This is a genomic window from Endozoicomonas sp. ALC013 (genome assembly GCF_049310205.1).
Classification (GTDB): domain Bacteria; phylum Pseudomonadota; class Gammaproteobacteria; order Pseudomonadales; family Endozoicomonadaceae; genus Endozoicomonas.
Map to the genome: position 1 here is coordinate 35,546 of NZ_JBLYNS010000008.1, position 12,751 is coordinate 48,296.

Annotated in this window: 9 protein-coding genes; 4 read left to right on the forward strand and 5 right to left on the reverse strand. The window is 48.7% G+C overall.

Translation table 11 applies throughout. The annotated features are described in order from the left end of the window. Positions 1 to 80: 80 nt before the first annotated feature. The 5 genes from ACO6V1_RS03270 to glnA form a co-directional block, all read right to left on the reverse strand. The gene (locus ACO6V1_RS03270) at positions 81 to 575 is read right to left on the reverse strand and encodes a hypothetical protein (RefSeq protein WP_422449928.1); all 495 of its coding nucleotides are present in this window, start codon (positions 573 to 575) and stop codon (positions 81 to 83) included. Positions 576 to 756: 181 nt separating this feature from the next. Beyond that, a complete protein-coding gene (glnG, locus tag ACO6V1_RS03275; protein ID WP_422449927.1) occupies positions 757 to 2,235 on the reverse strand; it encodes a nitrogen regulation protein NR(I) in 1,479 nt (492 codons plus the stop codon). A 3-nt stretch (positions 2,236 to 2,238) separates the two neighbouring features. After that, a complete protein-coding gene (gene glnL, locus ACO6V1_RS03280; protein ID WP_422465793.1) occupies positions 2,239 to 3,312 on the reverse strand; it encodes a nitrogen regulation protein NR(II) in 1,074 nt (357 codons plus the stop codon). Between the two features lie 416 nt (positions 3,313 to 3,728). Beyond that, positions 3,729 to 4,289, reverse strand: coding sequence for a DUF4124 domain-containing protein (locus tag ACO6V1_RS03285; protein WP_422465795.1), 561 nt, complete (start codon positions 4,287 to 4,289; stop codon positions 3,729 to 3,731). A gap of 259 nt (positions 4,290 to 4,548) precedes the next feature. Continuing rightward, positions 4,549 to 5,952, reverse strand: coding sequence for a glutamate--ammonia ligase (glnA, locus tag ACO6V1_RS03290; RefSeq protein ID WP_422465797.1), 1,404 nt, complete (start codon positions 5,950 to 5,952; stop codon positions 4,549 to 4,551). A gap of 675 nt (positions 5,953 to 6,627) precedes the next feature. On the opposite strand from glnA, the gene thiI reads away from it, so the two are divergent. The 4 genes from thiI (at position 6,628) to ACO6V1_RS03310 (ending at position 12,487) form a co-directional block, all read left to right on the forward strand. Beyond that, on the forward strand, positions 6,628 to 8,085 hold the full coding sequence (gene thiI / locus ACO6V1_RS03295; protein ID WP_422465799.1) for a tRNA uracil 4-sulfurtransferase ThiI: 1,458 nt from the start codon (positions 6,628 to 6,630) through the stop codon (positions 8,083 to 8,085). A gap of 83 nt (positions 8,086 to 8,168) precedes the next feature. Beyond that, the gene (locus ACO6V1_RS03300; RefSeq protein WP_422465801.1) at positions 8,169 to 8,672 is read left to right on the forward strand and encodes a dihydrofolate reductase; all 504 of its coding nucleotides are present in this window, start codon (positions 8,169 to 8,171) and stop codon (positions 8,670 to 8,672) included. A gap of 671 nt (positions 8,673 to 9,343) precedes the next feature. Continuing rightward, a complete protein-coding gene (locus tag ACO6V1_RS03305; protein ID WP_422465803.1) occupies positions 9,344 to 11,677 on the forward strand; it encodes a hypothetical protein in 2,334 nt (777 codons plus the stop codon). 126 nt (positions 11,678 to 11,803) lie between these two features. Beyond that, complete coding sequence (locus ACO6V1_RS03310) at positions 11,804 to 12,487, forward strand: DUF2057 family protein (protein ID WP_422465805.1); 684 nt, start codon at positions 11,804 to 11,806, stop codon at positions 12,485 to 12,487. The last annotated feature ends 264 nt before the right edge of the window (positions 12,488 to 12,751 follow it).

Here is a 12,751-nt window from a genome sequence, read left to right on the forward strand (position 1 = left end):
TGAACAATATTCCGCTATTCTATTGCCACGAAAAATAATCTCAAATGGGTTTTACTGCCTAAGTTGCCTGAAACTTACCCTTACTCGGCTTGAATCAATAACGTCGCAGGCTGTTTTGAGCCCTGAAAACCGGCTACCGGCTGGGCAGTCAATTGTCTGCTGCTGTTACGGCAGTCGTTTTCAACACCAAATATGGCGGAGGGCTGCCCGGTAATCCGGGTTTCTCCCGCTGGCTCAGAGACGCTTAAATCAACACCGTCGGCACCGCTGGAGGCCAGGCTGAATTGGGATAAGCCACGCCCTGAGACACAGAGGGAAACCGGGCGATCAAAACTCAGCGTACTGGTTGGGATAATATCCGGATTACCGTTTTCATCCGTTGCACTCTCATCCACAATGACAACCTGCGACTGCAAGGACGGGTAAACAATGAGCGTGATAGAAAATGAACCGGTGGAGGTGTTACCCGGTTTTCCCTGGGTCGCTGCTTCAACGTATGTCAACGAAGTGACGGCAAATATACCAAATAGGAAAAATGCGCCAATTCTCTGGCGTAGAGATAGAGTCCGTTCCATGATGCTACTGCCTTACTGCCACATCCTGTTTTCAGTATAGGCAGTGTGAAAGACGTACTATTGACCTTATGTCCTGTAAAATTTCCTTATATCAGGAGTAAGCTTTTTAACCATGGAAACAGAAATACGATATAAAAACTTTTTGTCTCCGTGTCGTTTATGCCCTTAGATATTGCGGTACTTAACCAATCAGCTCTTCTTCCAAAGGCGCTGAGGGCTCTTCCAAAGGCGCTGAAGGCTCCAGGTTCAGCTCCTTAATCTTCCGGGTAAGCGTATTCCGGCCCCATCCCAGTAACTCTGCTGCATCTTTTTTACGGCCACCGGTATGGGCCAGTGCTGATTCAATAACAATGGTTTCAAAGGCAGGCACCGCCTGATCAAGAATGCCGACCTGCCCCGCTGCCAGCTCACGATCACACCATTGGCGGAACAGTTGCTGCCAGCTGCCATAGCCGGTTACCGAACCCAGGTCACTGTCTCCCTTATCCATCAACTCTGGGGGCAGGTCAGAGACCAGCACTTCACGGCCAGAGGCCATCACAGTTAACCAGCGACAGGTGTTTTCCAACTGCCGGACGTTACCGGGCCAGTCCAGAGTGCTGATGTAACCGGCCGTTTCAGGGTGCAGGATTTTCGGTTCCACTTCAAGCTCTTTGCCTGCCTTGTCCAGAAAGAAACGCGCCAGTCGTGGAATATCTTCACGACGATCCTTAAGCTTTGGCAGATGTACCCGGATGACATTCAGTCGGTGAAAAAGATCTTCACGGAACTTGCCTTCTGCCACCAGTTTTTCAAGGTTCTGATGGGTCGCTGCAATAATTCGCACATCGGCTTTAACCGGCGTGTGCCCACCCACGCGGTAAAATTCGCCATCGGCCAACACGCGCAGTAAGCGGGTCTGGGTATCGGCGGGCATATCGCCAATTTCATCCAGAAACAGGGTACCACCACCGGCCTGTTCAAAACGCCCACGACGCATGCCTCCGGCACCGGTAAATGCACCTTTTTCGTGACCAAAGAGTTCAGACTCAATCAGGTCCCGGGGAATCGCTGCCATATTCAAGGCAATAAAAGATCGCTCCGCCCGGGGGCTGTGGCGATGCAGTGCCCTGGCCACCAGCTCTTTACCGGTGCCGGATTCACCATTAATCAATACGGTAATGTTGGAGTGCGACAGGCGGCCAATGGCACGAAACACTTCCTGCATGGCAGGAGCTTCACCGATAATCTCCGTAGACTCCTCCTGTTGCAGGGAGGCCTCCGGAACCGCTGCCTCAGCCAGTTGTTGCTGGCGATGTTCCTGACCGCGCTTGACCAGCGCTACCGCTTCATCAATATCAAAAGGCTTCGGCAGGTACTCAAATGCTCCGCTCTGGTAGGAAGACACGGCGCTGTCCAGATCCGAGTGCGCCGTCATGATAATAACGGGAATATCCGGCTTCCGTTCATGAACCGCCTTCATCAGTTGCAAACCGTTCATGCCCGGCATCCGGACATCACTGATCAGGGCCTCCGGTTCACTGTGTTCCAGCGCTGCCAGCACTTTTTCTGGCGCATCAAAGGATTGTGTTTCGATACCGGCTGAATTCAGGGCCCGCTCCAGAACCCAGCGTATTGCCTGGTCGTCATCCACGATCCAGACTTTGGAACTCAAACTCATACCTCACTCCTGTGTCATATCCAGCGAAAGCGGTTCTCTGGTGATGGGCAAGAACACGTTAAAAATGGTTTCACCCGGCTTACTCTCACACTCAATCAATCCCTGATGCAGACTGATGATGGACTGTGCCATGGGTAACCCCAGGCCCGTTCCATCGGCACGGCCGCTGATCATGGGGTAGAAAATATTGTCGATCAGATCAGGCGGAATTCCTGGCCCGTTATCAATAATGGACAAGTGACAAACCAGCCGCCGTCGCTGGGTGCCGATGGTAAATTGTCTTGCAATACGGGTTCTCAGGGTGATCAGGCCTTCAGATCGCGGCATGGCCTGATCAATGGCCTGCATGGCATTGCGCACCAGGTTCAAAATGGCCTGTATCATTCGTTCAAAGTCACCCGGTATATCGGGAATACTTGGATCGTAGTCTCGTTTGAGCCTGAGTTCTCCACCGGTTTCGGCATTGATTAACTGCATCACCCTTTCAAGTACTTCATGAATGTTCAGGTCTTCCATTTTTGGTGGCTGAAGCGGCCCCAGCATCTGGTCGACCAGGTCACGGAGCCGATCCGCTTCCTGGATAATAATCCCGGTAAATTCTTTCAGCCCCTGATCATCCAGTTCCCTGGCCAGAAGCTGAGCCGCGCCACGAATACCGCCAAGGGGATTTTTTACTTCATGGGCCAGCCCCCGAACCAGAATTCTGGAGGTTTCCTGCTTGGCGATCAGTGACTCTTCCCGGGTAATTTTCTGAACCCGGTCACGGGGATTGATTTCCAGAAGCAGCCTTGCTTCCCCGCAGGTGATGGGTGAAATGCTGTAATCCACATTGATCATCTCCCCATTGATGGGAAAGTCGGTTTCCCGACGGGTAAACTTTTGATACTGAGACAGACTGCGATCCAGATCAGCCTTGAAGTTTTCGTCAGGAATCACCGTGGTTACCGGCTGGTTCAGAATCCTTTTCAAACTGGTATCCAGCAGGGTTTCTGCCGCCGGATTCAGGGTCATCACCCGGAACTCCCGGTCGAGCACCATCACCACGGTATTCAGGTTATCCAGAATGATGTTTTGCATAGTTCCTGTTTCAGGGATTATCTCTTCTAAAGAGCCAGGTAAAAGCTGCTTCATGGTCAGGTATTGTTATTACTTTTATGGTGCATTTCAGGCTCTGTTGACCTGAATCTGATGCGAAACGGTATTGGCTATCGTTAATGCAAAAACCAAACCACCCTTGATGGCAAGCCAGACTTTTTACCGTGAAACTTCCAACCTGCCTTATATTTCATCTATTCGGGCCATATCAGTGCGTACCATCGAAAAGATGCTCAAACGTTAATTCCAACTTGCCAACTGCAATTGCACCATAATAGTGCATTCATATAATCAGAGCACCAGGTTTATGGAGATTAAACTAGCGAAACTATGAGCTGGTCTGAAAGCGTGGGGGGGGGGGAAGCCTATAGCTCACTCTCCCCTTTTTGGTGCAGCCATCAGGAGGCAGGAGGGTTTATAGATACTGCGGGCGTGAATAAGGTTCGATGGATATGGATCGTATTGCTGGACGACTGAATGACTTTGGCCTGGTTATCAATGATCTCCACGGCAAGGTTGTGGGTACCACGATCCACATTCTCAAGTTCAAAGGTTAAATTTCGCCTGGGGCCCGCCACCACCTTGCCATCAAGCAGCAGGCGAACTTTGTGACCATCAATGATTTTTGGTGCTGTGACAACTTTTACCGTGAAATTTCCCTGGTTGCGCACCGTGGCATTATTGGCTGGCTCTATAATCTGCAGTCTGCCGTAGGGCTTCTTACTCACTTTTTGAGCAGGTTTTGGTAATTCAGGCTTATTCTCCGGTGCTGGAGACATTGGCGTAATCGGGCGTAACTTGACTTCCTCACTGGGCTGATCCGCAGGTCGGGAGTCAGTAAAGATCACATTTCCGTCCTGATCCACTGTTTTATAAATCGTGCCAAACGCAAAGTTCACTGATACCAGGGGCAGAATCACCGCCAGAAAAGACCAAACCATTGCCTTTTTTATATTCATGAGCCTCTTGCCTTAGTGAAGTCATATCCGGCTTATATCGTGTTGAGCACTGGTTAGCTTAATAGTTACCAAGACTTTTTAACAGGCAGTAACGGGGAAAACGCATGCTGGTTATTGTTTCCCGGCAATGGCCACTGTGTACGTCTGCCGCCTACATCCATTCAGTCGTGCATTTACAGGGCTCATCAGAAAGAGAAAAGCCAGAACTTTCGCTCTGGCTTGAGGTTAAACGACAGCTTATCCGGTCTGCAAAAAAGGTTTAGACAGAATAATACAGATCAAACTCTACCGGGTGAGTTGTCTGGCTGACGGCAAGACACTCTTCCTTCTTGAGTTCAATGTAACCATCGATCATGTCGTCTGTGAATACGCCACCGGCCGTAAGGAACTCACGGTCAGCGTCCAGGGCAGCCAGGGATTCTTCAAAGCTGGTAGAAACCGTTGGGATCTCGGCCGCTTCTTCTGGTGGCAGATCGTACAGATCCTTATCAGCCGCATCGCCAGGATGGATCTTGTTCTTGATCCCGTCCAGACCAGCCATCATCAGGGCCGCAAAGGCCAGGTAAGGGTTGGCAGTAGGGTCGGGGAAACGTACTTCAATACGACGGGCCTTAGGGCTGTTCACGTAGGGAATACGGATAGAAGCAGAGCGGTTACGAGCCGAGTAAGCCAGCATAACCGGAGCCTCAAAGCCAGGGATCAGACGCTTGTAGGAGTTGGTAGAAGCGTTGGCAAAGGCGTTGATGGCCTTGGCATGCTTGATCACACCACCGATGTAGTACAGGGCTTCTTCAGACAGGCCTGCATAGCCGTCACCAGCAAACAGGTTCTCACCGTTCTTGGACAGAGACATGTGAACGTGCATACCGGAGCCGTTGTCGCCTACCAGTGGCTTCGGCATAAAGGTAGCTGTCTTGCCATAGGCATGAGCAACGTTATGCACTGCGTACTTCAGAATCTGAACTTCGTCAGCTTTCTTTACCAGGGTGTTGAACTTGACACCGATTTCACACTGACCGGCAGTACCTACTTCGTGGTGATGAACTTCAACGTCCAGGCCCTGGGCTTCCATGGCATCACACATGGCGGCACGCAGATCGTGCAGGGAGTCAACCGGTGGTACCGGGAAATAACCGCCCTTCACTTTTGGACGGTGACCGATGTTGCCGCCTTCAAATTTGGCGTTGGAAGACCATGCCGCTTCTTCTGAGTTTACTTCGTAAGAAGCACCGGAAATATCAACGCTCCACTTAACGTCGTCAAACACAAAGAACTCTGGCTCAGGACCAAAGAACGCAGTGTCGGCAATGCCGGTAGACTTCAGGTACTCTTCGGCACGCTTGGCAACAGAGCGTGGGTCACGCTCATAACCCTGCATGGTGGATGGCTCCACGATGTCACAGCGCAGGTTAAGGGTGGTGGCTTCAGTGAATGGATCGATGACAGCCGTGCTGTCATCTGGCATCAGAATCATGTCGGATTCGTTAATGCCCTTCCAGCCAGCGATAGAGGAACCGTCGAACATTTTGCCGACTTCGAAGAATTCGTCGTCTATTTCACCAATGGGAATCGATACGTGCTGCTCTTTACCCTTGGTATCGGTGAAACGCAGATCAACCCACTTAACGTCATGTTCCTTAATCAGGCTAAGAGTCTTCGACATTTATTATTTCCCCTCTGGAGGACAAAAAAACCGGACAAACACCGCACTGGCAACCAGATCAGGCGGTTTACTGATCAATCTCTTTGCTGTCTCATCAACGAGCAGCCAGGAGATTCGTTTGCTGGACCATGAGCAATAGCTATGCCACATTTTGCAACTTGATCAGATGGGATGGACAAAAACAGTGCTTTTCAGTGGAACATCTGAAAAAAGGCAAACATTGAGCAAAAAGAGACCGGGAAACAGCCAGATACCAGACCGGTTCACACAGTTTTTGCTTGCCTTATCCTCCTCAGGCTGCTCAAAGTACACATGTTCACGGCTCTCACGCACCTGAACAATGCAAGGCACCTCAAGATCCGGAAAAAGCCCGCCCGATACGGTGCAGAGAAAACCATAAGCGCACCAAATAAGTGCAAACAGCTTTTACTACACCCATCTGACCAAACAGCGGCTGACAGTGTAACCCCTTTGACAGGGGATTTGCAGCATTACTTACCGGCATAGAGACAAATACCAATTACGATCCATATAAGCCGGTTTCCCGGGGTCATCCTGCAACGTGCTACAAGGGTGCCAGAGCTCTCGGTTATTCGGTATAATGCGCCGTTAACGAATGGTTAAGTTATCCGTCCTACCCGCCTTGACTACCCAGCCCACAAGGTCTCCTGATCCATGAAGTTCATCATCAAACTGTTTCCGGAAATCACCATTAAAAGTGCCCCGGTAAGAAAACGCTTTATTAAAATGCTGCGTAAAAATATTCGCACCATTCTCAAGCGTGTGGATGAGAATATCGATGTCTGCGGTGTATGGGATCATATAGAAGTCACGACCAGTAGCAATGATCAGATCCTGATGGCAGAGGTCGGTGACCTGTTAAGCCATATCCCGGGCATAGCCTACTGGCTACAGGTGGCGGAGCACAAGCTGGTCAGCCTGGACGATGTTCTGGAAAAAGCCGTTGAGGCTCACTCAGAAACACTGGCGGGCAAAACATTCTGCGTTCGCTGTAACCGGACCGGCAAGCACGATTTCCAGTCCATTGAGGTAGAGCGATTTGTCGGTGGCGGCCTTATCCAGCAGACCGAAGCCAAAGGGGTCAGCCTGAAAAATCCTGAAATAACGGTTCGTATTGATATCAAGAATGACCGCTATTTTATGACCCAGAAGCGGGGAGCAGGTCTGGGTGGCTATCCCCTCGGGTCTCAGGAGCCGGTTCTCTCGCTGATTTCCGGCGGTTTTGACTCTACGGTGTCGAGCTTCCTGACCATGAAGCGCGGTATCCGCACTCACTTCTGCTTCTTCAACCTGGGTGGGCATGCCCACGAGCTGGCAGTAAAAGAGGTGGCTTTCTACCTGTGGAACCGTTTTGGTTCTTCTCGCCAGGTAAAGTTCGTTACCGTACCTTTTGAAGGCGTTGTCGAAGAAATACTGACCAAAGTGGACAACGCCCAGATGGGCGTTATTCTCAAGCGAATGATGCTCAGGGCCGCCACTAAGGTGGCTAAAGAGATGGAGATGGCGGCACTGGTCACCGGCGAAGCCATTGGTCAGGTTTCCAGCCAGACACTGCCTAACCTGGCAGTGATTGACTCGGTAACCGATGCCCTGGTGCTCCGGCCTCTGATTACCATGGATAAGCAGGCAATCATCGATATATCCATACAAATCGGTACTGAAGAATTCGTTCGTAATATTCCGGAATACTGCGCAGTGATCTCGAAAAACCCCACCACCCGGGCCAGGGTAGAGAGAATTGTGGCAGAAGAGGAGCGGTTCAACTTCGATGTACTCGAACATGCTATTCAAAGCCGGAGAACGGTCTCTATCCACGACATCATTGCGGATGACCTGACCCGGGAAGAAGTTGAGGTGGTTAGTGAAGTACATCAGGGTGAAGTGATTATCGATATTCGTCACCCCACTGAAGAAGAGATAAAGCCATTTACCATGCCCGGACGCGAGGTGGTGATCATTCCCTTCTATCAGCTGCGCACACGCTTCCCGGAGCTGGACAACAATCGACATTACCTGCTCTACTGCGAAAGGGGTGTAATGAGTCAGCTGCATGCCATGCACCTTCGGGAAGAAGGGCATGAGAATGTTGGCGTATTTAACCCGAAGCCGTAAATTTTCTACCGGGAAGACACAGCGATTTACACGCGTTGTCTTTGTGGTTCACAGCTGTATGGTTCAAAAAAGGAGTAACATGGATGAAACTGGCCCTGATCGCTGCGGTGGCAGACAATAACGCCATTGGCATCAATAATAAAATGCCCTGGTATCTGCCGGGAGATCTGCGCTATTTCAAAGCGGTTACCATGGGAAAGCCTGTGATCATGGGCCGGAAAACCTTTGACTCCCTGGGCAAGCCTCTGCCAGGCAGAACCAATATCGTCATTACCCGGGATCACAACTGGCACCATGAGGGCGTCAGCGTAGTGCACAGCCTGGATGATGGGATTGCCCTGGCGGAGGCGGCTAACCTGATCAACGGTAACGAAGAAATCATGGTCATTGGTGGCGAACAGATCTATCGACAGGCGATTGATCAGGCTGACCGGCTTTACCTGACCCGGGTGTATCAAAGTTTTGACGGTGATGCCTTTTTCCCGGACATCAACCCGCAGGAGTGGCGGGAAATCTCCCGGGAAGACACCCAATCAGAAGATGAGCAGCCACTGACTTACAGTTACCTGGTGCTCGACAGGACCTGAATATCAGCACCTGTTGTTTTTCCCTCTTTTACCTTGGGAATAAGCCACATTTCCTGCCGCCTCAGATGCAGGAAATGCCCTTTTCTCCAATTCTGATTGTCTATAGTTAGTTGAACAGCTTGTCATGTTGCATGGAAAAGTTGTCTGTTTTCTATCTTGTTCGCTGGGCAGGCAATGCATCATTTTTACAAATGATCAATAAGTCAATTCAAGCCTTTAATAAGGGTTACCTTAGGGAATGAGGAATGCCCCGGATACCATCTACAGATCATATTTCTTCGCACCGCGCAGGATACCCGCCATCCGAACCCGGTAAAGGTCAACACGCCACGGATACCCGGGAAATAAAATCGGTTGAGACCACCATTCAAGCGGCTGAGCATATTGAATCCAGGCACTGGCATAACCGTTTAATCTCTTTCTGTAAGGAAAAAATAAATCGCTTTATTCACCCTGCCCCCTCAATGACAGTGAGTGATCTGGTTGATGATCTGACCAAATACAATCCAGAGAACCCACAGAAAGTACTTGCTGCATTAAAACTGCATGCTGGCCACATCAAGCTGCATCGATCAGAAGATGGCAGACTGGGTATTTCGGATGGAAATATCGCTATCAGCACAGAAACGATGGAAGCTGTCGTCAAATCCATTCAACTCAGCAGCATGGATATGGCCTATGAGTATTTACGTAAAGGTAAAACACCACCTGATGGCTTCCTGCAGCAAGTACTACTGACGCATATCCATAGAAAAATTCGCCTGGCAATGCAGTATGAAAAAACCTCCGGCTTACCCGTCATGCAGCAACAACTTCAGGGAAGAGAGCAATATGGAGTGCATCCTGAACAACAATATGAATATATTAAAAACTTATTAATAAAGGTTGGCATAAAAGATGAAAAAACGTTCACTTTTGAACGAATGCTTGAGTTTAAAAAAGAGTTACGAAACAACCTGGTTCTGCCCATTGAGGAACAAAAATCAGCAACCGGCAATAAAGTAAAAAGTATTGACAGTGCAGCCCTCGATCATCAGCAGCCGCCACTTCCTCAGCTACCTGAGCCGAAGAAAACAGGTCATTTTATCGAGAAAGAAGACAGTAAACATATTCAACGACTGGCTTCAGGAGAACGTTTTTTTGCAAATATACACCTTAAAGATATTGGCAACAGAATAAAGAGAAATATCTTACGCAATAAACGAAACCAGATTTACAATTTCTTTATTTTACTTACTGGAGCCATCCTCACTGCTATTTTCCCACCTGCTGGAATTGCCATTGGTATTGCCGTTGCTGTCGGACTGATCACTGACTTGGGTTACATCGCTTTCTGGTCTTCCAGTACCGAACTCTGGCGCAGGGTCAGGATGGTCAGAGGACTTAAACAAATAAAAAAATACGCTGACTTTGACTATACCAACTTTGATAAGTCAAATGACAAGAAAAGAAAAAAGCTCATCAACAAACTTCGTTATCGATGCACTCATAAAACCTTTTCACAGATATACAATGCTTATGCTGATCTCGAAAAACAGGCAATAAAACTCAAAACAATGGCAGAAAAAGAACAGAAGACACTGGCAGAGTCTATTGCTTTAGAGAAAGAGAAAGCACTGTATTTTGAGCGAAGAAAAAAACTGAAAGCCAATTTATTTTACTTTGACAAGCTTATCGAGAATGTCGTGATCAGCCGCACCATTCTTGAAAACCGGCATATAAAGGATCTGGAAGACCTGTGGAATTCAAAATTTAAAGATATGCCTCCTGAAAAAAGAGAAGAACTGTTCAAGAGTGTCACCACAAACAGAAAGTTAACCATTCACGGCTACCAGATAAAAACCAATAAAAAAAAATGGATGCAGCAAATCATTCCTCACTGGATGAATCCTGCCCGGCACACAGCAAGTCAACCGGATTCTGATAATGCGGGAATTGAGCCTAAAAAAGAATCTGTGGCCTTTAAATCAGCCGGGATTTTGAAAAGCATGATTCAGGATTTTTTCTATACCCAAGTCAAAGGAACCTTATATAAAAACCTGGTAAAAATTTTCAAAATAGCTGGAAAAAGAGGAAGCACCATCAATTTAACCCCTGTCGCTCCAAAGATTACTTTGAGTGGAGTCTTGTGCTATGTGGCTTTCTTTTTTACGGATATGGCTGCCGATCATGCAAATACCAAAGTTAATAAAAAGAGAATGGCAAAGATTATTAAAAAGCAGCCTGATTATACCAGACAACTGTTTGGCAAACGGCTAAGAACAGGGCGCGAGGAAGTTGGTACGCTACGCTCACTGGCCAAACAGGAATTGGAGCCAATGGTTGATCATTTACTCCAGTCGATAAAATCAATGGAAGACATTGGCAACAGTCTGGAAGAAGCCAGACAGCGAAGTGAACTACTCAACAAAGGGCCGTATGAGTCAATGAGTGATGAAGAAGCCGCGATAGTTATCCTTAAACATGCCGCCTTACAACAGTTGCTTGATCAGGAAATTAACAGTGCATTCGGTACATTCTATCGTGTTGTTCAGGAAAAAAGCGCCAACTGGAACAAACAAATAGCCAAAACACTGATTGGTAATAGTGTACGGGTTGTTACTACTGTATCCGAAGGCCAGGAACGCAGATATACTCCAGGGGCTGACCGGGTGAGAGAATCAGCGGATCAGCATGCTCACAATAAACATCAGCGTTTATCATCAGAGGATTTCTTGCACTCTATCCGAAACCAACCCTGTGGCCGTCTGATTATCCGGTTTCGTACAGGAGAAATATCAGAAGGCCTGGCACTCAAGGAAATCAGAGAACTCGATAGTCTGGACGAACTGCTTGACTTAAGAACCTGGATTGAAAAAGCACAAAGAGAAGGAAGTTACCAGAAGCACGAAGAGACTCTCAGGCTGTTCCACAGCATTATTACTTATGTTATTGGCAGCAAATATAACTCTTCTCAATCCCCTCAACACCCAATTGGCAACCAGCGCCCGATTGATCCGGTTTAGCCGTGTCCTGGCCATCGATAGCGCCGCTGCCCACAGTTCAAGCCCACAACTTCGGAAAGCAACAATACGAACCGGTAGTTGTACCAACCTATAATCGATAGATTGTCTATAGGAGAACACTGCCTTATGTTTGTACGTCGTCTGTTGGGTGCACTGTTGGTATCCACTCTGGCCATGCCGGTTATTGCTGACAATACACTGGTACTGCCTGAGAAAACAAAGCTGCTGGTTCTTGATGGTAAGGATGCCGATCATCTGGGCAGCAAGAAGGACCTCTCTCTTGGCAACGGCCGTCATCAGTTGGTATTTCAGCTGAAAACGCTGGTGAGGGACGGTGGTGATACCAAAATGTTTACCACCAGCCCGTATATCATGGCGTTTGACCTGTCTGGTGATCAGGCCTACACCATTAATGCCCCGAGACTGAAAACAGCAAGAGATACCGATAAACTGTCACAGTCGCCAAAGGCCCAATTCTCAATTACCAATGCCAAAGGTCAGGCGATTCCCTTTGAGTTCAGCGTGCTTAATAAATCCGGGCTGTTAATCGGCGGAGACACGGTGGAGGATATCCAGAAGTTTAACCTGTCTGACAGTCCGGCGGCTGTTCGGGCAATGGCCGGAACCGTTTATATTGCTAACCCGCAAGGTGTCTCATATCAGGTTGCCCAACCTTCTGTCATGCCAGCACCGGCAATGGCTCAGCCAATGAGTGAAAGCATGCTGCAGTACTGGTACAACCAGGCGGATGAAACAACCCGTGAACGATTCCTTCAGTGGGTTTCTGACAGTAAAAAAACCGGGAAGTAGCCTGCTCGTTTGCATTTAACCCAGGAGGTTGTCCGAGAATAGACTGCCCTACGCGGCAACTGCTCCTGCGTTGCTCTAGCACACCATTTCAATGAGTTTGATGTGTACAATCTCCGTTCACCCTGAGCGGAGTCGAAGGGTGATTGGCACAGTCTTTATTCAGGGTGTGGTGTTTACGCCCTTCGACTCCGCTCAGGACGAACGGGGCTTGGGAGTCATTGATAGAAGGAACCCATTAATTACAATTGTCGCCGGGACGGACAG

Excerpts from the sequence above, each read along its gene's own strand:
- ACO6V1_RS03270 (WP_422449928.1), bottom strand. The coding sequence starts at position 575 with ATGGAACGGACTCTATCTCTACGCCAGAGAATTGGCGCATTTTTCCTA.
- glnG (WP_422449927.1), bottom strand. The coding sequence starts at position 2,235 with ATGAGTTTGAGTTCCAAAGTCTGGATCGTGGATGACGACCAGGCAATA.
- glnL (WP_422465793.1), bottom strand. The coding sequence starts at position 3,312 with ATGCAAAACATCATTCTGGATAACCTGAATACCGTGGTGATGGTGCTC.
- ACO6V1_RS03285 (WP_422465795.1), bottom strand. The coding sequence starts at position 4,289 with ATGAATATAAAAAAGGCAATGGTTTGGTCTTTTCTGGCGGTGATTCTG.
- glnA (WP_422465797.1), bottom strand. The coding sequence starts at position 5,952 with ATGTCGAAGACTCTTAGCCTGATTAAGGAACATGACGTTAAGTGGGTT.
- thiI (WP_422465799.1), top strand. The coding sequence starts at position 6,628 with ATGAAGTTCATCATCAAACTGTTTCCGGAAATCACCATTAAAAGTGCC.
- ACO6V1_RS03300 (WP_422465801.1), top strand. The coding sequence starts at position 8,169 with ATGAAACTGGCCCTGATCGCTGCGGTGGCAGACAATAACGCCATTGGC.
- ACO6V1_RS03305 (WP_422465803.1), top strand. The coding sequence starts at position 9,344 with ATGGCCTATGAGTATTTACGTAAAGGTAAAACACCACCTGATGGCTTC.
- ACO6V1_RS03310 (WP_422465805.1), top strand. The coding sequence starts at position 11,804 with ATGTTTGTACGTCGTCTGTTGGGTGCACTGTTGGTATCCACTCTGGCC.